This window comes from Enterobacter cloacae complex sp. 2022EL-00981 (assembly GCF_028737495.1).
Classification (GTDB): Bacteria; Pseudomonadota; Gammaproteobacteria; order Enterobacterales; family Enterobacteriaceae; genus Enterobacter; species Enterobacter cloacae.
The window spans coordinates 79,044-105,239 of the sequence record NZ_JAQZRK010000011.1 but is presented as its reverse complement, the minus strand read 5'-3'; the positions used below and the strand labels follow the sequence as shown (position 1 = coordinate 105,239).

The 26,196-nt window shown below is 56.2% G+C and carries 23 protein-coding genes; 12 read left to right on the top strand and 11 right to left on the bottom strand.

The genetic code is table 11. From position 1 onward, the window contains the following. Positions 1 to 41 precede the first annotated feature (41 nt). Positions 42 to 866, top strand: a complete 825-nt coding sequence (locus tag PUZ33_RS11920) for a hypothetical protein (protein WP_058680689.1) — start codon at positions 42 to 44, stop codon at positions 864 to 866. On the opposite strand, the gene arsC is transcribed toward PUZ33_RS11920, so the two are convergent. Beyond that, complete coding sequence (gene arsC, locus PUZ33_RS11915) at positions 863 to 1,219, bottom strand: arsenate reductase (glutaredoxin) (protein WP_013098232.1); 357 nt, start codon at positions 1,217 to 1,219, stop codon at positions 863 to 865. The genes PUZ33_RS11920 and arsC overlap by 4 nt on opposite strands. A 13-nt stretch (positions 1,220 to 1,232) precedes the next feature. Next, positions 1,233 to 2,696: a beta-barrel assembly-enhancing protease gene (gene bepA / locus PUZ33_RS11910; RefSeq protein ID WP_013098231.1), complete on the bottom strand. Its 1,464-nt coding sequence runs from the start codon at positions 2,694 to 2,696 to the stop codon at positions 1,233 to 1,235. A 221-nt stretch (positions 2,697 to 2,917) separates the two neighbouring features. On the opposite strand from bepA, the gene PUZ33_RS11905 reads away from it, so the two are divergent. After that, entirely contained in the window at positions 2,918 to 3,982 is a 1,065-nt protein-coding gene (locus PUZ33_RS11905) for an AI-2E family transporter (RefSeq protein ID WP_013098230.1), read from the top strand. Between the two features lie 128 nt (positions 3,983 to 4,110). Here the strand turns inward: PUZ33_RS11905 and bcp are convergent, their stop codons facing one another. Both bcp and PUZ33_RS11895 read right to left on the bottom strand, forming a co-directional pair. Continuing rightward, entirely contained in the window at positions 4,111 to 4,581 is a 471-nt protein-coding gene (bcp, locus tag PUZ33_RS11900) for a thioredoxin-dependent thiol peroxidase (RefSeq protein ID WP_013098229.1), read from the bottom strand. Then, the gene (locus PUZ33_RS11895) at positions 4,581 to 5,150 is read right to left on the bottom strand and encodes a glycine cleavage system transcriptional repressor (RefSeq protein WP_013098228.1); all 570 of its coding nucleotides are present in this window, start codon (positions 5,148 to 5,150) and stop codon (positions 4,581 to 4,583) included. Before PUZ33_RS11895 ends, bcp begins: the two co-directional genes overlap by 1 nt. A gap of 145 nt (positions 5,151 to 5,295) precedes the next feature. Here PUZ33_RS11895 and dapA point away from each other — a divergent pair, with 145 nt between their 5' ends. From dapA to ypfH, 6 genes are all read left to right on the top strand, one after another. Further along, entirely contained in the window at positions 5,296 to 6,174 is an 879-nt protein-coding gene (gene dapA / locus PUZ33_RS11890) for a 4-hydroxy-tetrahydrodipicolinate synthase (protein WP_013098227.1), read from the top strand. Between the two features lie 16 nt (positions 6,175 to 6,190). After that, positions 6,191 to 7,225 (top strand): outer membrane protein assembly factor BamC, encoded by a 1,035-nt coding sequence (gene bamC / locus PUZ33_RS11885; RefSeq protein WP_013098226.1) that lies wholly within the window; start codon positions 6,191 to 6,193, stop codon positions 7,223 to 7,225. Between the two features lie 109 nt (positions 7,226 to 7,334). Continuing rightward, on the top strand, positions 7,335 to 8,048 hold the full coding sequence (gene purC / locus PUZ33_RS11880) for a phosphoribosylaminoimidazolesuccinocarboxamide synthase (protein WP_008501631.1): 714 nt from the start codon (positions 7,335 to 7,337) through the stop codon (positions 8,046 to 8,048). 119 nt (positions 8,049 to 8,167) lie between these two features. Further along, positions 8,168 to 9,037, top strand: a complete 870-nt coding sequence (ypfJ, locus tag PUZ33_RS11875; RefSeq protein WP_029882266.1) for a KPN_02809 family neutral zinc metallopeptidase — start codon at positions 8,168 to 8,170, stop codon at positions 9,035 to 9,037. Continuing rightward, entirely contained in the window at positions 9,037 to 11,010 is a 1,974-nt protein-coding gene (locus PUZ33_RS11870; protein WP_058680690.1) for a tRNA(Met) cytidine acetyltransferase TmcA, read from the top strand. Before ypfJ ends, PUZ33_RS11870 begins: the two co-directional genes overlap by 1 nt. 73 nt (positions 11,011 to 11,083) lie before the next feature. Continuing rightward, positions 11,084 to 11,779, top strand: coding sequence for an esterase (gene ypfH, locus PUZ33_RS11865; protein ID WP_014832854.1), 696 nt, complete (start codon positions 11,084 to 11,086; stop codon positions 11,777 to 11,779). Positions 11,780 to 11,820: 41 nt separating this feature from the next. On the opposite strand, the gene PUZ33_RS11860 is transcribed toward ypfH, so the two are convergent. From PUZ33_RS11860 to PUZ33_RS11850, 3 genes are read right to left on the bottom strand one after another with little or no spacing between them, the layout of a single operon-like run. Next, positions 11,821 to 12,018, bottom strand: a complete 198-nt coding sequence (locus tag PUZ33_RS11860; protein ID WP_013098222.1) for a YpfN family protein — start codon at positions 12,016 to 12,018, stop codon at positions 11,821 to 11,823. A gap of 24 nt (positions 12,019 to 12,042) precedes the next feature. Beyond that, a complete protein-coding gene (gene dapE / locus PUZ33_RS11855; protein ID WP_058651783.1) occupies positions 12,043 to 13,170 on the bottom strand; it encodes a succinyl-diaminopimelate desuccinylase in 1,128 nt (375 codons plus the stop codon). 10 nt (positions 13,171 to 13,180) lie between these two features. Beyond that, positions 13,181 to 13,531: an ArsC family reductase gene (locus PUZ33_RS11850; RefSeq protein ID WP_020689972.1), complete on the bottom strand. Its 351-nt coding sequence runs from the start codon at positions 13,529 to 13,531 to the stop codon at positions 13,181 to 13,183. A gap of 387 nt (positions 13,532 to 13,918) precedes the next feature. On the opposite strand from PUZ33_RS11850, the gene ypfM reads away from it, so the two are divergent. Then, complete coding sequence (gene ypfM / locus PUZ33_RS11845) at positions 13,919 to 13,978, top strand: protein YpfM (protein ID WP_015572204.1); 60 nt, start codon at positions 13,919 to 13,921, stop codon at positions 13,976 to 13,978. 109 nt (positions 13,979 to 14,087) lie between these two features. Here the strand turns inward: ypfM and acrD are convergent, their stop codons facing one another. Beyond that, entirely contained in the window at positions 14,088 to 17,201 is a 3,114-nt protein-coding gene (gene acrD / locus PUZ33_RS11840) for a multidrug efflux RND transporter permease AcrD (protein WP_029882269.1), read from the bottom strand. Positions 17,202 to 17,347: 146 nt separating this feature from the next. After that, positions 17,348 to 19,036: a nitrate/nitrite two-component system sensor histidine kinase NarQ gene (gene narQ / locus PUZ33_RS11835; protein WP_058680691.1), complete on the bottom strand. Its 1,689-nt coding sequence runs from the start codon at positions 19,034 to 19,036 to the stop codon at positions 17,348 to 17,350. 152 nt (positions 19,037 to 19,188) lie between these two features. On the opposite strand from narQ, the gene aegA reads away from it, so the two are divergent. The 3 genes from aegA to PUZ33_RS11820 all read left to right on the top strand — a co-directional run bounded on the left by aegA (position 19,189) and on the right by PUZ33_RS11820 (position 22,975). Beyond that, positions 19,189 to 21,165 carry a formate-dependent uric acid utilization protein AegA gene (gene aegA, locus PUZ33_RS11830; RefSeq protein ID WP_058680692.1) on the top strand — a complete coding sequence of 659 codons (1,977 nt, stop codon included), beginning with the start codon at positions 19,189 to 19,191 and terminating at the stop codon, positions 21,163 to 21,165. A gap of 67 nt (positions 21,166 to 21,232) precedes the next feature. After that, a complete protein-coding gene (nudK, locus tag PUZ33_RS11825) occupies positions 21,233 to 21,826 on the top strand; it encodes a GDP-mannose pyrophosphatase NudK (protein ID WP_020689968.1) in 594 nt (197 codons plus the stop codon). Positions 21,827 to 21,931: 105 nt separating this feature from the next. Further along, positions 21,932 to 22,975, top strand: a complete 1,044-nt coding sequence (locus PUZ33_RS11820) for a DUF1176 domain-containing protein (RefSeq protein ID WP_020689967.1) — start codon at positions 21,932 to 21,934, stop codon at positions 22,973 to 22,975. A 90-nt stretch (positions 22,976 to 23,065) separates the two neighbouring features. Here the strand turns inward: PUZ33_RS11820 and tkt are convergent, their stop codons facing one another. Together tkt and tal are read right to left on the bottom strand one after the other, a co-directional pair. Next, positions 23,066 to 25,054 (bottom strand): transketolase, encoded by a 1,989-nt coding sequence (tkt, locus tag PUZ33_RS11815; protein WP_013098214.1) that lies wholly within the window; start codon positions 25,052 to 25,054, stop codon positions 23,066 to 23,068. 19 nt (positions 25,055 to 25,073) lie between these two features. Next, positions 25,074 to 26,024, bottom strand: a complete 951-nt coding sequence (gene tal, locus PUZ33_RS11810) for a transaldolase (RefSeq protein WP_013098213.1) — start codon at positions 26,022 to 26,024, stop codon at positions 25,074 to 25,076. Positions 26,025 to 26,196: the final 172 nt, after the last annotated feature.

Below are 26,196 nucleotides of genomic sequence, written 5' to 3'. Positions count from 1 at the left end.
GTATTATAAATCTCATAAGATTAGTTCTGGAGTTTGTTGCGATGGAAATCAAACTGCACGCCAATGCGACCACGACGCCGCGCATCCGTCGTTATCTTCAACAGTCGGATAAGAGCGACAGAGAGCTGGCCGTAGAGCTGGGGATTTCGGTCACTACCGTCAGACGCTGGCGCAATCGCGACCAGGTGTCGGATAACCATACGGCGCCCAAAGTGATACACAAAGCGATGAGACAAGAGCAGGTTGCGCTGGTGAATGCCCTGCGTGACATCCTGGGCGCGCCGTTGGATGACCTGCTGCTTATGGTCAACGACGTCCTGGGGATCGCTGTTTCCCGCGCCACCCTGAACCGCTATCTCAAACCGGCCGCTGCAAAGCAAAAAGGGGCCCCCTTGCAGGGGAAAAAGGCGCTGAAAGCGGGTATTACGCCCCATGCACTGGAACTGCACCATTTGCCTTTGTCGCTGCATATGGACGACGGCGGGGAGCAGCATTTGCTTTGGGCGCGAGAGCCGGTGAGCGGCTGGTGCTATGCCCGGCTTTATGCGGGACTGTCGCCTCAACGACTGAATACCTGGACGCAGGAGGTGCTGGCGGCGTGTCCGGCTGCTATACAATCTATTGAGACTTTTGGTTTTGAGGCGACGCTGGCTGTTAACGACATTGCGGTGAAGGCACATCAACGTACCTGCAGTGCACTTCAGGTGATGGTGCCCTTACGCGATATTATTCCGCGGGTGAATGTGGAACCGGCGGGGGCGCTATTGATGACCTTGTGCGAGTTTTACAACCGGGGTAAAGCGCAGAAAAAGCTGGGGGAAAGTACGCCGCAGGCCTTTCTGGAAGGGCTGCGGCGCGAGGCTTAAAGAATGTCGAGCACATCTTCCGGCGGACGCCCGATGCGCGCCTTGCCGTTTGCCACCACAATCGGGCGTTCAATGAGCTTCGGATTGTCAACCATCGCCTGTACGAGCTCAGCTTCAGTGAGACGCGGGTCGTCCAGGTTAAGTGACTTATAGAGATCCTCTTTCTGGCGCATCAACTCACGTGCACTTCCCATGCCCAGCATGTGCAGGAGCTGGCGGATCGTCTGCGCGTCTGGTGGTGTCTCCAGATACAGCACTACTTCAGGCTCTACGCCGTTGGATTTCAGCAGGCTGAGGGTGTCGCGGCTCTTGGAGCAGCGAGGGTTATGGTAGATTTTTACCGCGTCAGTCATATTTTCTTCCTTTTTACATCTTTTCGTACGGCTTGAAGCGCTGCTGTAGCGCGCGCAGCTGATCGATACGCGCATCGTAACGGGCCTGTTGCAGGCTGCCAAGTTTGACCTGTGAACTGGCGCTGCTGAGCATCGAAATGGCCTGATCCAGACGCCCCACCAGGGCAAATCCTTCGGCGCGTGCCGCCAGTTCCTGATCGCGGTTGCCCAGCTGGGCTTCTGCCTGAGCGAGCAGATCCCAGCCGTTTTGATCGTCTTTATTGTCGAAGGTGTAGCGGTTCAGAATGGTGGCCGCTTCACCCGGCTGGCCGCCCTGCAGATAAGCGTTCGCCAGGTTAAGCTGCAGAACCGGGTTGGTCCGCACCTCTTTGGCACCTTTCAGGCGGTTAATCGCATCGGCAGGTCTCTTCTGCCCCAGATCGATATCCGTGGAGAGATCGAGATACCACGGGTTATTCGGGTCGGCGGCCAGCAACGGTTGCAGCGTTTTTCGCGCTTCGTCGTATTTGCTGGCTTCCATCGCCTGCAGGGCACGGCCGTATTGCGCCGCGTTCTTCTCGCGCACGTTGCCTTTTGCCAGGGCATCCAGCAGGTCGCTGGTGAGCTGGTTGCGCCCGGAATTGTACATGCCCAGCGTTCTCACTTTCGCCATGTAGAAATCCTGTGAGGATTGCACCACCACCGGACGCATCTGATTGGCACGGTTACGCGCATCGGACAGACGGCTTTCCGGTAACGGGTGGGTGAGCAGAATTTCGGGTGGACGTGACGAGTAGCGCGCCTGATCGAGCAGTTTTTCCAGGAAGCTGGGCATGGCCTGTGGGTCAAAGCCCGAGCGCTGCAACACCTGGATGCCAATGCGGTCCGCTTCCTGTTCGTTTTGCTGGGTGAAACTGATCATCCCCTGGCGCGTGCCTGCCAGCGTGCCGGTTAATGCGGCCATCCCGGCCTGCGGGCTGGCCATCGCCAGCAAAATAGAGCCCAGCGCACCCACCCAGGTCAGGGGCGCGTTGCGTTTCTGGTCTTCCATCGCACGGGCCAGATGGCGCTGGGTCACGTGGGAAATTTCGTGCGCCATGACCGACGCCAGCTGGCTTTCGTTATCGGAATAACGGAATAACGCCGAATGCAGCACCACGTTACCGCCAAAGAAGGCGAAGGCGTTGATTTCGTCGTTATTAATTAAATAGAAGTGGAAGGGGGTTTTTACCGAGTTGGCGTGCGCGACCAGGCGCATCCCCAGACCATTAATGTACTGCACCAGCAATGGGTCATTGATCAGCGGAGCACTGCCGCGCAACTGGCGAACATAGTAATCACCCATCTGCATCTCCTGACCAATGGAGAGCGTGCTTCCTGCTGTGGTGCCCATGTCCGGCAATGAATCGGACGAGTCAGCGAAAGCTGGCAACACCTGACCGACCGTTACGGCGGCAATCAGTGTCGCAACCACTGTTTTTTTCAACTGCCTGAACATAACCACTGTCCTGTATTTTGGATGTGCTAATTTGACCGATGAACCCGCATATCGTTCATCTCCACTGCCCTGCGAGTGTAGCCGTGTTGTGGCATGAAGAAAATCCCATTCATCAGGCTTTTGCGGATTGTGACAGCGATACAAAAAGCGAAAGTCTTTTTTGTGACAGTTAGATACAATTCACCTTCTGACTCCCGTCATTCGATTCAGGGAAGGGTTGTATGCTCGAAATGTTAATGCAGTGGTACCGGCGCCGGTTTAGCGACCCGGAAGCCATTGCTTTGCTGGTTATTCTGGTTGCCGGGTTCGGTATTCTGTTCTTCTTCAGCGGCCTTCTGGCACCACTGCTGGTGGCCATTGTGCTGGCCTATCTGCTGGAGTGGCCAACCGCGCGGCTGGAAAATATCGGTTGCTCCCGACGCTGGGCGACCAGCATCGTGCTGGTGCTGTTTGTTGGCATTCTGCTGTTGATGGCGTTTGTGGTCATGCCCGTCGCCTGGCAGCAGGGGATCAACCTGATCCGCGATATGCCCGGCATGTTAAATAAGCTTTCTGATTTTGCCGCCACGCTGCCGCGTCGTTATCCGGCGCTGATGGACGCGGGGATCATCGATGCGATGGCCGAAAACATGCGCGCCCGCATCATGACCATGGGCGATTCGGTGGTGAAATACTCCCTGGCGTCGCTGGTTGGGCTCCTTACGCTCGCCGTCTACCTGGTGCTGGTGCCGTTGATGGTGTTCTTCCTGGTGAAGGACAAAGACCAGATGCTCAACGCCGTGCGGCGTATTCTGCCGCGTAATCGCGGGCTGGCCGGGCAGGTGTGGGAAGAGATGAACCAGCAGATCACCAACTACATTCGCGGCAAGGTGCTGGAGATGATTGTGGTTGGGGTCGCGACCTGGATTGGCTTCCTGATCTTCGGGCTTAACTACTCGCTGCTGCTGGCGGTGCTGGTGGGGCTGTCGGTCCTTATTCCGTATATTGGCGCTTTTGTGGTCACCATTCCGGTTGTTGGGGTCGCGCTGTTCCAGTTTGGCCTGGGCACCGAGTTCTGGAGTTGCTTCGCGGTGTACCTGATTATTCAGGCCCTGGATGGCAACCTGCTGGTGCCGGTGCTGTTCTCAGAAGCGGTGAATCTGCATCCGCTGGTGATTATCTTATCGGTGGTGATTTTCGGCGGGCTGTGGGGATTCTGGGGCGTGTTCTTTGCCATTCCGCTGGCGACGCTGATTAAAGCTGTCGTCCATGCATGGCCGGATGTGCCAGCGGTGGAGGAGAAGTAGTTTTTGTGCGGCCTGATGCCCTTCTCTCACGGGGGAGAGGGGGAAAACACTAAAAACGGCAACCAGGTTGCCGTTTTGTATTTATCTTGTAGGTCGGGTAAGGCGAAGCCGCCACCCGACACTCACTTTCAGGCACTTTGTTTCAGCCAGTTCAGCACCACGTCGTGGTGGTTGCTGGTTTTGAAGTCGTCAAAGACATGTTCCACTTTACCGTCAGCGTCAATCAGGAAGCTGATGCGGTGAATGCCGTCATAGGTTTTGCCCATAAACGTCTTCTCGCCCCAGACGCCGAACTGCTCACAGACCTGATGATCTTCGTCGGAAAGCAGCGTGAAGTTCAGCAGCTCTTTTTCAGCAAATCGTGACAGCTTTTCTGGCTTATCGGTGCTGATGCCCAGCACTTCCACGCCGGCTTTTTTCAACTCGTCCATGTTGTCGCGTAAGCCGCAGGCCTGCACGGTGCAGCCCGGGGTCATGGCTTTCGGGTAGAAATAGACCAGAACACGCTGTCCCTGGAAGTCGGTCAAATTTACTTGCTCACCATCCTGATCCGGTAAGCTAAATTTCGGTGCGATGTCACCGGCTTTCAGTGGGTTCATTACTCAACTCCATCCTGTTCATGCTGCGAATAATTTACGACGCTTATACTGCCTTGCGCGTGTAATTCTGTACAGAGGGCTTTGAACGCTTGCTCGATATTTGACGCATCCTGGGATGCAGGACTGTGGGCGGTGATTTGAATAAAGAGGGTAGGAACGGCACTCTCATCAGCCGGTTGTGTGCGGGAAACCAGTTCGGCAATGTTCATCTGATGGCTGTCAAACAGCGCGGTAAAACGCTCGATCAGATGAGGGGAATCAGGAACTTCAACCTGTACCCAGACGGTGGCAGGCATGGCCGGACGCGGACGCGCATTGGTGCGTTTCATCACGATCAGCAAATCCAGCTCCGCGCCTTTCAGCGGCAGGGTAGATTCGATAAGCGTGATGGCGTTCCATGTCCCGGACAGCAGCATAATAAACGTGAACTCTTCGCCCAGCATCGCCAGACGGCTGTCCTCGATATTACAGCCGCAGCTGCTCACGTGGCGGGTAATGGTGTTCACGATACCCGGCCTGTCAGCACCCAGCGCAGTGATAACCAGGTAATGTTGTGATGAGGTTGTCAAACCTGTTCTTCCTTTGCTTGGTTAAGTCTTCCTAAGCAAAGCATAAAAAAAACATGCATACAACCGCCTGAGGGCCTCAGGTCGCTTGCTTTTATTACAGTTCCAAACGTACCATTGAGGCTCTTGTTCGCACAGAGGATGGCTCATGTTCACGGGAAGTATTGTCGCGCTTGTAACACCGATGGATGAAAAAGGTAATGTCTGCCGGTCAAGCATGAAGAAGCTGATTGATTACCATGTCGCCAATGGAACCTCGGCGATCGTTTCGGTAGGGACTACCGGTGAATCTGCAACGCTGAGCCACGAAGAGCACGGCGATGTGGTGATGTTGACCCTCGAACTGGCTGACGGACGTATTCCGGTCATCGCGGGAACGGGCGCGAATGCAACCGCAGAAGCGATTAGCCTGACCCAACGTTTTAACGACAGCGGCGTCGTTGGCTGTCTCACGGTCACCCCTTACTACAACCGTCCTACTCAGGAAGGTTTGTTCCAGCATTTCAAAGCCATCGCTGAACATACTGACTTGCCACAAATTCTGTATAATGTGCCGTCCCGTACTGGCTGCGATATGCTGCCGGAAACCGTTGGTCGTCTCTCGAAAGTAAAAAATATTATCGGGATTAAAGAGGCGACAGGGAACTTAAGCCGCGTTCATCAGATCAAAGAGCTGGTTTCAGACGACTTTATCCTGTTGAGCGGTGACGATGCGACCGCGCTGGACTTCATGCAGCTCGGTGGTCATGGCGTGATCTCCGTAACGTCGAACGTTGCGGCCCGCGATATGGCGGAAATGTGCAAGCTGGCGGCGGCAGGTCACTTTGATGAAGCCCGTCTCATTAATAAACGTCTGATGCCGTTGCACAATAAATTATTTGTCGAACCCAATCCGATCCCGGTGAAATGGGCATGTAAGGAGTTGGGACTTGTAGCAACCGATACGCTGCGTCTGCCAATGACACCGATTACCGACCACGGTCGTGAAATCGTCACTGCAGCGCTGAAGCATGCCGGTTTGCTGTAAAGTTTAGGGAGATTTGATGGCTTATTCAGTACAGAAGTCGCGCCTGGCGAAGGTTGCGAGTGTTTCGCTTGTTATGCTGCTCGCTGCCTGTAGTTCAGACTCGCGCTACAAGCGCCAGGTGAGCGGTGATGAATCCTATCTGGATGCGACCCCGCTTGCTGAACTTCATGCACCGGCTGGCATGATCCTGCCGATTCAGAACGGCGATTATAATATCCCCGTGACCAACGGCAGCGGCCCGGTGGGCAAAGCGCTTGATATTCGTCCGCCAGCACAGCCTCTGGCGCTGGTGAGCGGGGCGCGTACCCAGTTTACCGGTGATACCGCGTCTCTGATGGTGGAAAGCGCACGTGGCAGCACGCTGTGGCCACAGGTGGTGAGCGTCATTCAGTCGAAGAACTACACGATTGACAAGCGTGATGACGCCAGCCAGACGTTAACCACCGACTGGATCGAGTGGAACCGTCTGGATGAAGACCAGCAGTACCGTGGTCGTTATCAAGTCTCCGTTAAACCGCAGGGCTATCAGCAGGCGGTTACCGTTAAGCTGTTGAACCTGGAGCAGGCGGGTAAACCGGTGGCGGATGCTGCCTCTATGCAGCGTTACAGCACTGAAATGCTGAACGTGATTGCTGCGGGTCTGGATAAGAACGCCACAGACGCGGCTAACGCCTCACAGAACCGCAACGGCATGACGTTTGATGTCCAGAGCGGCGCGGATGATACCGGCCTGCCAATGCTGGTTGTTCGTGCGCCATTCAACCAGACCTGGCAGCGCCTGCCAGCGACGCTGGAGAAAGTGGGCATGAAGGTGACCGACAGCACGCGTTCAACCGGTAGCATAACCGCAACGTATAAGCCGCTGTCCGACAGCGCATGGCAGGAGCTGGGCGCACGCGATCCACAGCTCGCTTCCGGCGACTACAAGATTCAGGTAGGCGACCTTGATAACCGCAGTAGCCTGCAGTTTATCGATCCGAAAGGTCACACGCTGACCCAGTCGCAGAACGATGCGCTGGTCGCGGTCTTCCAGGCTGCATTCAGCAAATAAATACGAGGGCTGGTGAATCCAGCCCTTTTTATTTTCGTGCTACGCAAACGTGTGCGTGGCATAATATGCCCAGTTTTGAACACAAATCATCACACCAGGAGTAATCAAGATGCAGAAGCAAGCTGAGTTGTATCGTGGCAAAGCGAAGACCGTATACAGCACGGAAAACCCGGATCTGTTGGTGCTCGAGTTCCGCAATGATACGTCAGCAGGGGATGGCGCACGCATTGAGCAGTTCGATCGTAAAGGCATGGTGAACAACAAGTTCAACCACTTCATTATGACCAAACTGGCCGAAGCGGGTATCCCGACTCAGATGGAAGCGTTGCTGTCCGATACGGAATGTCTGGTGAAAAAACTGGATATGGTTCCGGTTGAGTGCGTCATTCGTAACCGTGCCGCGGGCTCCCTGGTGAAGCGTCTGGGCATTGAGGAAGGCATCGAGCTGAATCCACCGCTGTTCGATCTGTTCCTGAAAAACGACGCCATGCACGATCCGATGGTCAATGACTCCTACTGTGAAACCTTCGGCTGGGTGAACAAAGAGAACCTGGCGCGCATGAAAGAGCTGACCTACAAAGCCAACGACGTGCTGAAAAAACTGTTTGATGATGCAGGCCTGATCCTCGTCGACTTCAAGCTGGAGTTCGGTCTGTTCAAAGGCGAAGTGGTACTCGGCGACGAGTTCTCACCGGACGGCAGCCGTCTTTGGGACAAAGAAACGCTGGATAAAATGGATAAAGACCGTTTCCGTCAGAGCCTGGGTGGCCTGATTGAAGCGTACGAAGCAGTGGCTCACCGTTTAGGCGTTAAGCTCGACTAACTCCCTCATCGCCAAAGGATGTTCATATCCTTTGGCGTCTTACCTTTGTTTCCTATGGTAATCTTGCCGTTAACCGCCTACGATCATAGCTATTATTAATGGAATAGTTCGAGGTAGTTATGCGCTGGCAAGGGCGTCGTGAAAGTGACAATGTAGAAGACAGACGTGGTGATAGCGGTGGCGGCCCTTCCATGGGTGGCCCCGGTTTCCGTTTACCCAGCGGAAAAGGCGGAATCATTCTGCTTATTGTGGTGCTGGTTGCGGGTTACTACGGGGTCGATCTCACCGGGTTAATGACCGGTCAGCCGCTGCAGCAACAGCAGCAATCTCAGCGCTCCATCAACCCAAATGAAGATGAAGCGGCCAAATTTACCTCCGTTATTCTCGCGACCACTGAAGACACGTGGAGCCAGCAGTTTGAGAAAATGGGGCGCAGCTACCAACAGCCGAAGCTGGTGATGTACCGTGGTGCGACCCGCACCGGCTGCGGCACCGGACAGTCGGTGATGGGGCCGTTCTACTGTCCGGCAGACAGCACCGTCTATATCGATCTCTCTTTTTATGATGACATGAAACGCAAACTCGGTGCCGACGGTGATTTTGCTCAGGGCTACGTGATTGCGCATGAAGTGGGGCATCACGTGCAAAAATTGCTGGGCATTGAGCCTAAGGTTCGCCAGCTTCAGCAAAACGCCTCGCAGGCAGAGGTCAATCGCCTTTCCGTGCGTATGGAGCTGCAGGCGGACTGCTTCGCGGGCGTCTGGGGTAACAGCATGCAGAAGCAGGGCGTGCTGGAATCTGGCGACCTGGAAGAGGCGTTAAATGCCGCAGAGGCCATTGGTGACGACCGTCTCCAGCAGCAGAGCCAGGGCCGGGTTGTGCCGGACAGCTTCACTCACGGGACGTCAGAACAACGTTACACCTGGTTTAAACGCGGTTTTGACAGCGGTGACCCGGCGCAGTGCAATACCTTCGGTAAAGCCATGTAATGGTGGCGTTTGACCAACTGATTAGCCAGCTTGAGCGCACCGGCCAGCGTCGGCTGGTGGTGCTCAGCGGTGATGCGCAGTGGTCCCTGGCGCAGGCCGGGGCGCTGCGTGATACGCTTTCCGGGGATTGGGTGTGGCTGGATGAAAACCCTTCCCGGGAGATAAGCGGGCTGCTGGGGCGCGAGTTCCGGCATGCTGTTTTTGATGCCCGCGTCGGGTTTGATGTCTCAGCCTTTGCCGCCCTGAGCGGAACGCTGCGTGCCGGGAGCCTGCTGGTGCTGTTGGCTCCCCCGCTTGCGGTGTGGGCAGGCACGCCCGACAGTGATTCCCTGCGCTGGAGCGACAGCGCGGAACCCATTCCCACGCCGAATTTCATTCGCCACTTTTGTCAGACGATTACCCGCGATCCCGATGCAATCGTCTGGCAGCAAAACCAGCCGTTAACCCTTCCTCCGTTTCCTGATGCCCCTGACTGGCAACCCGCTAACGGTGCACCCCAGCGCGAGCAGGCGGAGATCCTGCACGCACTTCGTGCAATGCCGAAAGGCGTTGCGGCCGTTACCGCCCCGCGCGGGCGGGGAAAATCGGCGCTTGCCGGCATGCTGCTGAACAGCATTGAGGGCAGAGCAGTTGTCACCGCACCGGCAAAGGGAGCAACGGAGGTCATCGCACGGTTTGCGGGTGAACATTTTCACTTTATGGCACCGGATGTGCTGCTGGCCTCCTCACACCATGCCGACTGGCTGATTGTCGATGAGGCGGCGGCCATACCCGGCCCTGTGCTGGAGAAGCTGGTTGCGCGCTTTCCACGGGTACTGTTAACCACGACGGTACAAGGGTATGAAGGAACCGGAAGAGGGTTTTTGCTTAAATTCTGCGCGCAGTTCAGCGCCCTGCAGCGTTATACCTTATCCACCCCCGTTCGCTGGGCTGCGGGATGTCCGCTTGAGCGGGTGGTCGCCAGCGCGCTGCTGTTTGACGACACGCTCATCGACCAGCAGCCGAAAGGAGAGGTGCAACTGACCTCTCTGGCCCCCGACGCATGGGAGCACACGCCTGCACTCGCCGCGAGTGTCTACGAGCTGCTTTGTGCGGCCCATTACCGTACCTCGCCGCTGGATCTGCGCCGTATGATGGACGCCCCCGGTCAGCACGTTGCCGTCGCGCAAACGGACCCGGTCATCGCGGGCGCGCTGTGGCTGGTAGACGAAGGCGGGTTAAGCCCGGCGCTAAGTCGCGCAGTATGGGCGGGTTTTCGTCGACCTCGCGGTAATCTTGTCGCGCAGTCTCTGGCCGCGCATGGTGGCACGCCTCTGGCAGCAACGCTGAAAGGTCGACGGATCACGCGCATCGCTGTTCACCCTCACCGGCAACGGGAAGGGATCGGCCGGGCGCTCATCCGCGAGGCCTGCGGGGAAGATTATCTCTCGGTGAGCTTTGGCTTTACCGACGCGCTGTGGCATTTCTGGCAGCAGTGCGGCTTTGAGCTGGTACGGATAGGCAGCCACCGCGAAGCCAGCAGCGGCTGCTATACCGCAATGGCATTATTGCCGCAAAGTGAGGCGGGGCATCGTCTGTGTGAACAGGCCCGGCTGCGCCTGCATCGCGATGCGCGCGTCTTATCATTGTGGAATGGCGAAAAGATCCCGGTGGCAGATGAGTGGGAAGCTACCCTTAATAGTGACGACTGGCTGGAGCTGGCAGGCTTTGCCTTTGCACACCGGCCCTTTGCTACGTCCGTTGCCGCATTGACGCGTTTGCTGCTCGCCGTGGATCTGCCGCTTCCGGCCCTGCGCGGTAAAATTGAGGCACGAAGAGAGGACGCTGCGCTCAGTGCTGAACTGTCGCTCACCGGGCGAAAAGCGGTGCTGGCAAGATTACGCGCTGAAACGGCGCAGGCCCTTGAATGTCTTGATAAAGCACGCAGTCAGCAGCTCAAAAGTGACATTTTGCAATGGCAATTTTTTCAATGACTTCTTCAGTAAAGTGGCATGGTCATTCCCCCCGCAAGGCGTAGAATCCAGGTCATCAATTAAGGAGACCGCCATGAAACACGATCATTTTGTTGTTCAAAGCCCCGACAAACCGGCTAAACAGTTACTGTTGCTGTTTCATGGCGTTGGCGATAACGCCGTCAATATGGGAGAGATTGGTCGCTGGTTTGCACCTGTTTTTCCTGAGGCGCTGATTGTCAGTATCGGCGGCGTGGAGCCGTGTGGCCCTGACGGACGGCAGTGGTTCTCCGTTCAGGGCGTGACGGAAGAGAACCGTCAGGCGCGCATTGATGCCATTATGCCTGTCTTTATCGAAACCGTGCGTTACTGGCAGCAGCAGAGCGGCGTTGGTGCCGACGCGACCGCGCTGATTGGCTTTTCACAGGGGTCAATTATGTCGCTGGAGAGCGTGAAAGCAGAGCCGGGTCTGGCTTCGCGCGTGATTGCCTTTAACGGCCGTTTCGCGACGCTACCGACGAGCGCGACCACGCAGACAACGATCCACTTGATCCACGGTGGCGAAGACCGGGTGATTGAGCTTTCGCATGCCGTAGCTGCGCAGGAAGCCCTGATCCGGGAAGGCGGGGATGTGACGCTGGATATCGTTGACGATCTGGGTCATGCGATTGACGATCGCAGCATGCAGTTTGCGCTCGACCATCTGCGCTATACCGTACCGAAGCACTACTTTGATGAAGCGCTCAGCGGCGGTAAGCCGGACGATGATGATATTGTTGAGTTTTTATGAGTGAAACATTCCCTCTCCCCAACGGGGAGAGGGAGTGCGAATTACTTCTTCTGGTCTTTCTTCGGCCAGTCGTCGTCGTCATCCCACTTGTCGTTAAAATCACGATGAGGCGGAAGATCCGGCTTGTTGGCGAGGAATTTTTTATGGTCAACGCGCTTAAGATCTTTAATCACGTTAAGCAATACGCCTACCAGAAACACTAACACCAGAATCCACCAGTACTTTGCAAGCCAATCCATTCGCTATTCCTCTCAGAGCGCTCGTCAGGCGACGATTTGCTCCATAATACGTTGATACATACGGGCCAGCAGTTGTAAATCCGCGGCATTTACACACTCATTGATTTTATGAATGGTCGCGTTCACTGGCCCCAGTTCGACAACCTGAGCTCCCATGCGGGCGATAAAGCGTCCGTCTGAGGTGCCACCCGTCGTCAGCAGTTGTGGCTTAATTTCATTATAGTGCTCGATGGCGTTCACCACCGCATCCACCAGTTTGCCACGCTGTGTCAGGAACGGCTGGCCGGAAAGCCACCAGTCCACGGTGTAACGCAGCTGATATTTTTCCAGCAGGGCGATAACGCGCGCTTTGATCATCTCATCGGTCAGTTCCGTGCTGAAACGGAAGTTAAACTGAACGAAACAATCGCCCGGGATCACGTTGTTGCTGCCGGTTCCTGCCTTCACGTTCGCAATCTGCATGCTGGTTGGCGGGAAGTACTCATTGCCTTTGTCCCACTCAATGCTTACCAGTTCACTCAGCATCGGCGCTGCGCGGTGAACTGGGTTATCGGCCAGATGCGGGTACGCCACGTGTCCCTGTACGCCGTGAATGGTCAGGTTACAGGTTAACGAACCGCGGCGGCCATTTTTCACCACATCGCCCACCACCTCGGTACTGGACGGCTCGCCGACCAGACAGTAGTCCAGACGCTCGTTGCGGGCCATCAGGGCCTCAACAACCTTGACGGTGCCGTTATGGGCGCTGGCTTCTTCATCAGAGGTAATGAGAAACGCGAGACGGTTTTTATGGTTCGGGTGCTGGGCGACAAAGCGCTCAGCCGCCACAACCATTGCCGCCAGGGAGCCTTTCATGTCTGCGGCGCCGCGGCCAAACAGCATGCCATCGCGGATGGTTGGTTCAAACGGAGGGTTGATCCAGCGGTCCGCATCACCTGCGGGAACCACGTCGGTATGCCCGGCAAAGGCCAGCGTTTCACCCTGGCCACGCCACGCCCAGAAATTCTGGGTGTCGCCAAAATCCATTCGCTCCACGGTAAAACCGATGGCACGCAGGCGCTCAATCATTAATGCCTGACAACCTGCGTCGTCCGGGCTAAGGGAAGGACGGCGAATAAGCTGCTGAGTCAGCTCAATAACCGGGCATGACATAAACTACACCTCAACGAAAAAAGTCGGAATAAAGGGTTTCACTGAAACCCAGCAGCATAGGCTGCCCGGGCGCGCAGAGCAATGGGCGTTTGATGATTGCTGGCATTTCAAGCATCAGATTTGCTGCGCTGTTGGCATCCTTGATGCTGGCACGCAGTGATTCGTCCAGCTTGCGCCAGGTCGTGCCGCGGGTGTTCAGCAGCGCGTCCCACCCCAGTTCGTTAATGGCGGTATGCAGAAATTCTGCATCAAGCCCATCGGCACGGTAATCGTGGAAGCGGTACTCGACGTTGTTAGCTTCGAGCCAGCGACGGGCTTTTTTGATCGTGTCACAATTTTTAATGCCGTACATGACAACCATGTTGAATCCTTTTGTTCTTATGACCATTAAATGTTCAGTAAATTCGAAGATATATCCTTAAACGGAATATAACACATTCAGAAACGCTCTGGATTAACACCTCTTTTTAATTCAACTCACACCTGTACGCTGAATATTCTTTCATCATTTAAGCATAGATGTCCATCAGGTATAAATTGCCTGTAAACTCAGCGGGTAAAATAAAACTCACCCGTGCGTAGGGTTATTTCAAAATATTGCTGGCCGTCACACAAAATTTAAGGTTCTCCGTTCATATTTATCATAAATCCAGCGCGCAGACGGGGTACAATCACAGCAATCGGTTAAATTGTCTTCACAATGATGATACGTTTTCGTAGAATGCGCATAATAATAAGAGAGGTTGTTATGATTGAACGTGAACTGGGGAACTGGAAAGATTTTATCGAAGGCATGCTTCGTAAATGACATTCAGTAAGAATTGCAAGAGCACTTAAATAAGTAAAATAACCATAGTGTGAATTAATCACACAGTAAAAAGGCGGCCTACTGAGCCGCCTTTTTTATTTTCACTATCTTATTCAGGCCGTTCCTTGAGCGGGAAGCGGCGACGCACCAGCACGAAGAACAGCGGCACAAAATAAATGGCCAGGATCGTGGCTGAAATCATTCCTCCCATGACGCCTGTACCTACTGCATGCTGGCTGCTGGAGCCTGCGCCTGAGCTGGTTGCCATTGGTAACACCCCGAAGACAAACGCCAGCGAGGTCATCAGGATTGGACGTAAGCGCTGACGGCAGGCATGCAGCGTGGACGCCATCAGTTCATGGCCTTTCGCATTCATCTCATTGGCAAACTCAACAATCAGGATGGCGTTTTTTGCCGACAACCCAATCACGGTGAGCAGCCCCACCTGAAAGTAAACGTCGTTCTCCAGACCGCGCATCCAGGTGGCGAGCAGCGCGCCGATCACGCCAAGCGGCACCACCAGCATGACCGAGAACGGGACTGACCAGCTTTCATACAGCGCCGCAAGACAGAGGAAGACCACCAGCAGCGAAAGCGCGTAAAGCGCGGGAGCCTGCGCCCCGGAGAGCCGCTCCTGATAAGACATGGCCGTCCACTGCAGACCAAAGCCAGCGGGTAGCTGTTGCACCAGCTTTTCCATGGTGTCCATCGCCGTACCGGTGCTGACGCCCGGCGCGGCTTCACCGACGATCTCAACGGCGGAATAGCCGTTATAGCGCTCCAGACGCGGAGAACCGCTCTCCCAGTGCGAGGAGGCGAAGGCGGAGAACGGCACCATGCCGCCCGCATTGTTGCGGACATACCAGCGGTTAATATCGTCCGGCAGCATGCGGTATGGCGCGGCGGATTGCACATACACTTTTTTAACGCGACCGCGATCCATAAAGTCATTCACATAGCTTGAACCCCACGCCGTTTGCAGGGTGTCGTTAATATCGTCGATGGAAACGCCCAGCGCCTGCGCCTTACGCTGATCAATATCGACCTGCAGCTGCGGGCTGTCATCCAGACCGTTGTGGCGGACGCGGGTCAGACCCGGATCTTTACCGGCCAGCTCTAACAGCTTGTCGCGTGCCGCCATCAGCGCCGTGTGGCCCGCACCGGCATGGTCCTGCAACTCCATGTCAAACCCGGCAGAACTGCCGAGACCGCTGATAGCCGGTGGGCTGCTGGCAAAAACGCGAGCCTCTTTGATACGGGAGAAGGCTTTGGTCGCGCGTTCGATAATGGCAAACGAGGTGCCCGTTTTCGTATCGCGTGCGTCCCAGTCTTTCAGGCGCACAAACATACGTGCAACGTTCTGCCCGTTCCCGCCCGGGCCGGAGCCGACGGTGGAGAAGACCGACACCACGTTATCTTTCTCTTTGGTAAAGAAGTACTGCTCCACCTTCTGAACTACCTTCAGCGTTTGCTGCTGCGTTGACCCGCTCGGGAGCTGCACCGAAGTGATGAACATCCCCCGGTCTTCCTGCGGCAGGAACGAAGTCGGCAGATGCAGGAACAGCCACACCATACCGCCCAACAGCACAACATAAATCATCATCCAGCGCAGGCTGCGGTGCAGCACCTTGCCGACGGCGGTTTCATAACGCGCGGCACTGCGGTTGAACATGCGGTTAAACCAGCCAAAAAAGCCTTTCTGACCGTGCTGCTCCCCTTTATGTAGCGGCTTGAGGAGGGTGGCGCAGAGGGCAGGCGTGAGGATCAGCGCCACCAGCACCGACAGCACCATTGCGGAGACGATGGTGATTGAAAACTGACGATAAATGGCGCCAGTTGTGCCGCCGAAAAACGCCATCGGGATAAAGACCGCCGAGAGCACCATCGCGATGCCAACTAACGCCCCCTGAATTTGTCCCATCGATTTACGCGTGGCCTGGCGCGGGGAAAGCCCTTCCTCGCTCATGATGCGCTCGACGTTTTCGACCACCACGATGGCATCGTCCACCAGCAGGCCAATCGCCAGCACCATCGCAAACATCGTCAGGGTGTTGATGCTGTAACCAAACGCGTAAAGCACCGCGAAGGTACCCAGCAGCACCACGGGAACGGCAATGGTCGGGATCAGCGTTGCGCGGAAGTTTTGCAGGAACAGATACATGACCAGGAAGACCAGCGCGATCGCTTCCAGCAGCGTTTTCACCACATCTTCAATAGAGGCTTTAACGAAGGAGGTGGTTTCGTAGGCGACTTTGTATTCCAGCCCGTGGGGAAAATAGTGCGACAGCTCATCCAGACGATCCAGCACCAGCTGCGCGGTGGCCATTTCATTGGCACCCGAGGCCAGTTTAACCCCCAGACCGGAGGCCGGATTACCGTTAAAGCGGCTGAGATAATCATATTTCTCTGCCCCCATTTCTACCGTGGCGACATCGCCCAGGCGGACCTCTGAACCATCCTGATTTACGCGCAGGGTAATGTTGCGAAACTGCTCCGGGGTCTGAAGCAGCGACTGTGAGTTAATGGTGGCATTCAACGCTTGTTTATCGACAGAGGGCGTTCCCCCCAGTTGTCCCACCGCAATCTGGGCGTTCTGGGATTTAATGGCATCCGTCACGTCGGTTGCCGTCATCTGGAAGCTGTTCAGCTTATTCGGATCAAGCCAGATACGCATTGAATACTGAGAGCCGTAAGCATCGATATCACCGACGCCGTTAATACGGCTGAGGGGATCCTGAATATTACTGGCGACGTAGTCCGCAATGTCCTGCTTATCCATGGAGCCGTCGGTAGAGACAAACGCAATAGTCAGGATGTTGGTGTCACCGGTTTTACGTACGGTAACCCCCTGATTCTGCACCGCCTGAGGCAGTTTACGCATCGCCGACTGCAGCTGGTTTTGCACCTGCTGTACGGCTTCGTCCGGATCCGTACCGGCGGTAAAGCTCAGGGTGACGGTCGCCTGGCCCGTGGCGCTACTCTGCGAGGACATGTACATCAGGTTATCCAGACCCGTCATGTTCTGCTCGATAACCTGCGTGACGGTATTTTCCAGCGTTTGTGCTGAAGCTCCGGGGTAGTTTGCCGTGACGCGCACGTTTGGTGGTGCCAGGTCGGGATATTGCTCAACAGGAAGTGAAGTAATGGCCAGGACACCTGTCAGACACAACAGTATGGCAAGTACCCAGGCAAAAATGGGGCGATCGATAAAAAAATTCGCCATGAAAATGAGACCTCGTTTTGCTGCACGTCATTATTGTTTATTGCCCGCATCACTTTAGCGGCAAGACGAAGACCAAACGTGGAGAAATAAAGGAGATAGTGTAAATTATCATGCGCTTTTCTCTGCGCTTCACCTTTTACCGTTATTTACCTCCCGGCCCCGTTTGTCGGGAAGATCACGCTCACCAGCGTCCCCCCGTTTTGCGGCTGGGAAAAGTGCAGCGTTCCGCCAAGTCGCGCCGCCCGTTCGCGCATAATATTCAGCCCGTAATGTCCCGGCGGCTCGCTGGCTTCGCCAATCCCGATACCGTTATCGCGAATGCTGACGCTGTGGGTGCCGTCAGCAGACGTCACGCAGCTGACGGTTATCTCGCTGGCCTGGGCGTGCTTCATCGCATTCAACACCGCTTCACGCACGATCTGCAGCAAATGCACCTGTTTCTGGGCATCCAGCGCCAGCGAGGAGAGGCGGCAGTCGAGGTGCAGCTTTGCCTGCGTCTGGCTCTGTAACCCGTCCAGTGACTCCTGTAGGGCCGCGGGCAGATTGGCGTGGTTAAGCGTCAGGCGGAAGGTGGTAAGCAGTTCCCGCAATTGATGCCAGGCGTTGTTAAGCTCGCGGGAAAAGTCGGTGATAATGGTCTGCGCCGGGGCATTTTCCTGCGGGATAGCGCGTTTCAGCAGTGCCAGCTGAATACGTAAATACGACAGTACCTGCGCCAGGGAATCGTGCAGCTCGCGGGCGATCGTCGCGCGTTCTTCCATCAGCAGCAACTGCTGGTAGTGCTTTTGCGCCTGGTTGAAATACAGTCCGCGTCCGAGCATTGTCGCCACGCTTTCCATCAGCGGCAGAGGAACGTGGCCCGTCTCGCTTTGCCAGCGTAATTCCCCGTACAGGGTATCCTGCATCAGCACGGGCAGCGTTTGGACAGGGCTCCCGGTTGCTTCGATACCCTCACTGAGCCGCCAGTCGTCGCTGGTGCGCAACTCCAGGTAGTTCATCTGCGTGTACTCATGCACTATCTGCAAAATATGCCGGAAACAGTGGCTGTCTATCTGGCCGGTATTCAGTGCCTGAGAGCATTTAAACAGCATCTCGAGCTGCTGATGCGCCTCATTCAGATGCTGCGTCTTTTCCGCTACGGAGTGTTCAAGCGAGCGATACAGCGTATGCAGCTCGGCAGACATGTGGTTGAACGCCCGGGAAAGTTGGCCCAGTTCGTTTGGCAGCGCGGTATCCGGTGCAGGCGTATCGAATTGCCCCCGCTCAATGCGCTCGCTGGCCGCCACCAGATTATTCAGCGGTAACACCACCTGGCGGCGGATGCGTCGCAGGGTAAAGATCGTCAGGATCAGGATGCCCATCCCGCCCGCCAGGGAGATCAGAATCACCGCCCGGATTTTATGTTCGGTGTAGTGCTGAAGGGCGAGCACAAAGGCGTCAATCCGGCCGACAAAGTCTTCAATGTGGGCCTGATACCACCCGATATCGCCGCGAGCGATGTGGTTGTCCATCTCCTGCCATGCCAGATGCAGCTGCTGATAGCGCGCCTTAACATCGTCCGGCACGTACCAGCGGCTCAACTTCTGTAGCGCAGGGGCGCTCAGCGTCTGCTGCCAGCTCTCGCGATGCGCCGCCAGGGCGTCGCTGTTGCGTTGCATCTCATAGCCCAGACGGTAGCTCTGCATTCGCAGGGAACCGGCAATATTGATGGCTTCTGCATCCCGCTGGCTGCTGGCAAGCGTGAACAGTGCGACGGTGCTGGTCAGAACGGACAGCACGATAATGGAAATGAAAGCCCGGGCCAGGCTTCCGGAAACGGGTCGTTTAACGGTCACAGAACAGCTTCCTGAAAAAAATTGATCTGCCACAGGTTCACTGGAGATAGTTCGGCTTCCTGGGCATTTGTACATTGCCTGATAGCGCCGCCGTGGGTAAATACAATATTCCTATAAAGAATAAGGTTATTGAACCAAAAACAGGTGTCGTTATGAATCGTTTTATTATGGCCAACAGCCAGCAGTGTATAGGGTGCCGTGCCTGCGAAGTGGCCTGCGTGATGGCGCACAACGATGAACAACACGTGCTGAGCGAACGCCATTTTCATCCCCGCATCACTGTCCTGAAATCTGGCGCGAAGAGCACGCCTGTAACCTGCCACCATTGCGAAAATGCGCCCTGCGCGCAGAGCTGCCCTAACGGGGCCATCAGCAAATGCGATGACAGCGTACAGGTGAATCAACAAAAATGCATTGGCTGTAAAGCCTGCGTGGTTGCCTGTCCGTTCGGCACGATGGAGATCGTTGTTACGCCTCTCGACAAGGACAACGTAAAAGCCTCGGCGCATAAATGCGATCTTTGCCACACGCGCCCACAGGGCCCGGCCTGCATCGAAAATTGTCCGGCACAGGTGCTTACCCTGGCGACGCCCGCCGTACTGAATAACCTGGCGAAAACCCGCCGCCAGCGCACCGCCCGTCAGGAGGCGCAGCCCTGGCACGGCGAGGCGGTAAGGCCAGACCTGCCGCACACCCGCCATGAGCAGATGAGAAACACACCGCGACGCGGGGAGCCGGATAAACTCGCCGCGAGTGCACGCGTCAGCCATTTTCAGGAGATCTACCTGCCGTTTCGGGCAGAGCAGGCCGCGCGTGAGGCGTCGCGCTGCCTGAAGTGCGGCGAACACAGCATTTGTGAATGGACCTGTCCGCTGCACAACCATATCCCCCAGTGGATTGAACGCGTTAAAGCGGGGGATATCGCCGGGGCGGTTGAGCTTTCACACCAGACCAACTGTTTACCTGAAATTACCGGCCGCGTCTGCCCGCAGGACCGATTATGTGAAGGCGCCTGCACCGTGCGTGATATCTCGGGCGCGGTGACCATTGGCAATATCGAGCGCTATATCTCTGACCAGGCGCTGGCGATGGGCTGGAAGCCGGATCTGAGCGGCGTGACACCGGTTGATAAACGTGTGGCGGTGATCGGCGCGGGGCCTGCGGGGCTTGCCTGTGCCGACGTGCTGGCGCGCAGCGGTGTGAGCGTCACGGTCTATGACCGGCACCCGGAGATTGGCGGCTTGCTGACGTTTGGTATCCCGGCCTTTAAGCTCGATAAATCGCTGCTCGCACGGCGCAGGGAGATATTCACGGCCATGGGGATCCAGTTCGTTCTGAACTGCGACGTCGGACAGGATGTGCCGCTGTCACAGTTGCAACGCGAATACGACGCCCTGTTTATTGGTGTGGGAACCTATCGTTCCATGAAAGCGGGTATCGCGCATGAAGATGCGCCCGGCGTCTATGACGCGTTACCTTTCCTGGTGGCAAACACCCGCCACGTGATGGAGCTTGAGGCGACGACCAAAGAGCCGTTTATCGACACCCGGGGGCTGAACGTGGTGGTGCTCGGCGGGGGCGATACCGCCATGGACTGTGTCCGCACCGCGTTACGTCACGGTGCGGCAAAGGTAACCTGTGCCTACCGCCGGGATGAAGCCAATATGCCGGGCTCGAAAAAAGAGGTGAAGAATGCGAAGGAAGAGGGCGCCGCGTTTGAATTTAACGTTCAGCCCGTGGAGTTAACTCTGGCACCTGACGGACAGGTCAACGGCATTCGCATGCTGCGTACCGAACTCGGCGAAGCGGATGCTCAGGGCCGTCGTCGGCCGGTACCGATAGCGGGGAGCGAATTTGTGATGCCTGCGGATGCGGTGATCATGGCATTTGGTTTCAATCCACACGAGATGCCGTGGCTGCAGGCGCAGGGCGTAGAGACGGATAGCTGGGGACGAATTATCGCCTCGGTGGAGAGCCGCTATCGCTATCAGACTTCTAACCCGAAAATTTTCGCAGGCGGTGACGCCGTACGCGGCGCAGATTTAGTGGTCACCGCCATGGCGGAAGGGCGACATGCTGCGCAGGGTATCCTCGACTGGCTGGGCGTCAGCGCGTTAAAAACGCATTAAATCGGGTGGGCGACAAAGCGGGGTTCACGGCGTAATATAGGCAGACTCATTGTGTCGTGGAGCCCGTATGACCCTGAAAATTGACGTTATCAAAGACAAAATCCTTTCTGATAATTACTTTGTCCTGCGTAACATCACCTATGATTTAACGCGTAATAACGGGGACGTGATCCGCCACAAACGTGAGGTTTACGACCGCGGCAATGGGGCAACCATTCTGCTTTATAACCGTGAAAAGCAGAGCGTGGTGCTGATCCGCCAGTTCAGGGTGGCGACGTGGGTCAATGGCAATCCGGACGGACGGCTGATTGAAACCTGCGCAGGTCTGCTGGATGACGATGAGCCGGAAGTGTGTATCCGCAAAGAAGCCATCGAGGAGACAGGCTTTGAAGTGGGTGAGGTTAAAAAAGTTTTCGAACTGTTTATGTCACCCGGCGGCGTGACGGAAATCGTCCATTTCTTTATTGCCGAATACAGCGATGCGCATCGTATCCATCAGGGCGGTGGCGTGGAAGATGAAGATATCGAGGTGCTGGAGATACCGTTTGTCCAGGCGCTGGAGATGATCCGTTCCGGGGAAATTAAAGATGGTAAGGCTGTAATATTACTGCAGTATTTACAAACAACCGGGCTGATGGATCCCTCTTTCGAACGGATGTAGTTTGTTTTTCGGATAAATCTATCCGATAAATCCGATTGAGCAACCCCGGCGGGAACACGAAGATACTGCCCAGTTAAGCGTTTTCGTTCCGGGATTGTGCCATTCATGCGCTACTGCGTTTTTATTTTTTTCCTGATTTGTGTGCTCCCCGCACCGCGGGTGTGGGCTGCGCCTGCACAGCAATCATTCTCAGACTGGCAGGTGACCTGCAATAACCAGAATTTTTGCCTGGCACGCAACACCGGTGAACACCGTGGTCTGGTGATGACGCTTAGCCGCAGCGCTGGCGCGAAAACCGATGCCTCGTTACGTATCGATCTCGGCGGTCTTTCAGACCCGTCTGTCAAAGAGCCTGCAATTGCGCCGCGCCTGCTGCTGGATGGGGTGCCCGTGACGCTGGAGCGTCAGCACTGGCAGTTAACGCCATGGCATCTGAAAACGGACGATGCTGCGACCATCACTGCATTTCTTAAGCATATCCAGGAAGGGAAAGCGCTAACCCTGCGTGATGGCAAGCAGGCGATCTCCCTCAGTGGCCTGAAAGCGGCGCTGTTGTTTATCGATGCGCAGCAAAAGCGCGTCGGCAGTGAAACCGCCTGGATTAAAAAAGGTGACGATCCGCCGTTAAGCGTGCCGCCCGCACCGGCCCTGAAAAAGGTGGCGGTTGTGAATCCCACCCCGACACCGCTCTCCCACAGCGAACTGAACGATCTGCTGGATTATGGTACCTGGCGGATGAATAACAGCCAGTGCTCGCTCGACCCCAACCGTCGGGAAGTGCGCGTCACTGCGCTTACCGATGATAAAGCGCTGCTGATCGTCAGTTGCGAAGCGGGGGCCTATAACACCGTCGATCTGGCCTGGCTGGTATCACGTAAAAAACCGTTTTCTTCCCGTAGCGTCAGGCTGCGTCTGCCGTTTACGCCGTCCAGCGGCAGCAGTGAAATGGAGTTAATGAACGCTCGCTTTGATGAGAAAACGCGTGAGTTGACCACCCTGGCGTTAGGGCGGGGGATTGCCGACTGCGGTATCCAGACGCGCTGGCGCTTTGACGGCCAGCGCTTCCGTCTGGTGCGTTATGCCGAGGAGCCCAGCTGCGATAACTGGAATGGGCCAGATGCCTGGCCCACGTTGTGGATCACACGCTAGTTTTGCCGGGTGGCGGTTACACCTTACCCGGCCCACGTTTCGAACCATGTAGGCCCGGTAAGCGTAGCGCCACCGGGCACGCAGGCCGCACTAAAGCACACTTAACGCCTTCTCAACGACGTTTTCAACGGTAAAACCGAAATACGGGAACAGCTTGTCGGCCGGCGCCGATTCACCGTATCCCCGCATGCCGACAATGGCCCCTTTCAGCCCGACATATTTGTACCAGTAGTCGGCAATGCCCGCCTCAACTGCCACGCGGGCCGTCACGCTGGATGGCAGGACCGATTCACGATATGCCTCATCCTGTGCGTCAAAGATGTCGGTTGAAGGCAGGGAAACCACGCGCACCGCGTGACCTTCGGCAGTCAGCTTCTCCGCCGCTTTGACGGTAATCTCCACCTCGGAACCGGTGGCAATCAGGATCACATCCGGCTTGCCGCCGCTGTCCTTCAGAATGTAACCGCCGCGGGCAATGTCTTTCACCTGCTCCGGCGTGCGTTCAATCTGCGCCAGGTTCTGACGTGACAGGATCAGCGCCGTCGGTCCGTTATGGCGCTCTACTGCCAGCTTCCAGCCCACCGCGGCCTCGACCTGATCGCACGGACGCCAGGTGCTGAAGTTTGGCGTCAGGCGCAGGCTCGCCAGCTGTTCAACGGCCTGGTGGGTTGGCCCGTCTTCCCCAAGCCCGATGGAGTCATGGGTGTAAACCATAATCTGCCGCGCTTTCATCAGAGCCGCCATGCGTGCGGCGTTACGGGCGTATTCCACAAACATCAGGAAGGTGGCGGTGTAGGGGACAAATCCCCCGTGATGAGCGATACCGTTGGCAATGGCGGTCATGCCGAACTCGCGTACGCCATAGTGAATATAGTTTCCGGCGATATCCTCTTTCAGCGATGTCGAGCCAGACCAGATGGTCAGGTTGCTGGGGGCCAGATCCGCCGAGCCGCCCAGCAGCTCAGGCAGGATTGGGCCAATCGCATTCAGGGTGTTTTGCGACGCCTTACGGGTGGCGATTTTGGCCGGGTTAGATTGCAGGTTTTCAATCAGCGCCTGCGTTTTCTCTTCCCAGTCCTCCGGTAGACCTCCGCTCATGCGGCGGGTGAATTCGGCCGCCAGCTCCGGGTAGGCCTTTTTGTAGGCGGCAAATTTCTCGTTCCAGGCGTGCTGGGCCTTTTCACCCTCTTCACGGGCATCCCATGCGCGGTAAATCTCTTTCGGAATTTCGAACGGCGGATATTTCCATCCCAGTTTCTGCCGGGTCAGCGCCACTTCCTCATCACCCAGCGCCGCACCGTGCGCCTCTTCTTTACCTGCTTTGTTCGGCGAACCAAAGCCGATAACCGTGCGGCAGATAATCAGCGACGGTTTGTCCTTCACGCTTTGCGCTTCCTGAATCGCTTTTTTCACCGCCTCGGGATCGTGGCCGTCAATTTCATGCACCACATGCCAGTGGTAGGCTTCAAACCGTTTTGCCGTGTCGTCGGTAAACCAGCCCTCGGTTTCCCCGTCTATGGAGATGCCGTTGTGGTCATAGAAGCCAATCAGCTTGCCCAGCCCCAGCGTGCCCGCGAGCGAACAGACCTCATGGGAGATCCCCTCCATCAGACAGCCGTCACCCATAAAGACGTAAGTGTAGTGATCGACGATGTCATGCCCCGGCTGGTTAAACTGCGCACCCAGCGTGCGTTCCGCGATGGCCAGCCCAACGGCGTTGGCTAAACCCTGTCCCAGCGGCCCGGTGGTGGTTTCCACCCCTGGCGTATAGCCAATCTCCGGGTGGCCGGGGGTTTTCGAATGCAGCTGGCGGAAGTTTTTCAGCTCTTCGAGCGGCAGATCGTAGCCGGACAAATGCAGCAGGCTGTAGAGCAGCATCGACGCGTGGCCGTTAGAGAGAATAAAACGGTCGCGATCGTACCAGGTGGGGTCGTTAGGGTTGTGCTTCAGGAAATCATTCCACAACACTTCGGCAATATCTGCCATGCCCATTGGTGCGCCAGGGTGGCCGGAATTGGCTTTTTGCACGGCATCCATGCTGAGGGCGCGAATGGCATTGGCTAACTCTTTACGGGACATAGTTCACTCCGTGGCAAGGTTAAAGTTTGGCGGCGAGAAGATCTTCAAGTTTGCGCTGGTCGACGGCGAACTGGCGGATGCCGTCCGCCAGTTTTTCCACGGCCATTGGGTCCTGATTGTGCTCCCAGCGGAATTCCGCTTCGGTCATGGCTTTCGGTTTGGGCAGTACGGTGGAGGTCGGCACCAGTTTACGGATCACCGTCTCTTCTTTGTCCTGCAGCTTTTTCAGCAGGTCAGGGGAGATGGTCAGGCGGTCACACCCTGCCAGCGCCAGGATCTGCTCGGTGCGGCGGAAGCTGGCCCCCATTACGATGGTTTCGTAGCGGTGCTGCTTGTAATAGTCGTAGATATTACGTACCGACTTCACGCCCGGGTCTTCTTCTACCACGTACGGATCCATCGGCTGTTTTGCCTGATACCAGTCGTAGATGCGCCCGACGAACGGTGAGATCAGGAATACGCCCGCTTCGGCACAGGCGCGCGCCTGCGCAAACGAGAACAGCAGCGTCAGGTTGCAGTGGATCCCCTCTTTTTCCAGCACTTCCGCCGCGCGGATGCCTTCCCAGGTGGAGGCGAGCTTAATCAGAATGCGCGATTTGTCGATCCCCTGCTCCTGGTAGAGTTCGACGAGGCGGCGGGCTTTATTGATGCTCTTCTCTTTATCGAAGGAGAGGCGGGCATCGACTTCGGTAGAGACGCGCCCCGGGATGCTTTTCAGAATTTCCGCACCGAAATTAACCGCCAGCTTGTCACTGGCTTCGGCAACCTGTTGTTCCTGGGTTTTGCCGCGCTGTTTGCCATAGGCAATGGCGTCATCAATCAGATGACTAAAATGGGAAAGCCCTGCCGCTTTGAGCAGCAGCGACGGGTTGGTGGTTGCGTCTTCAGGCTGGTAGTGCCGAATCGACTCGATATCGCCGCTGTCTGCAACCACGGTAGTGAATTGTTTGATGCCGTCAAGTTGGTTCATAAGTCATGACTCCTTGAAAATAAAAGCGTTAGACGAGTGCGTTAGTTCACACTTCTGGAAAAATCATGATGGACTTAACAAAAAAGCATAGCAGACGGGGGAGGCATTGCTTTTTAGAGGGGTAACATGGCTGTTATAAATTGATAACAATTTTTAATGTGTGATGGTGAGA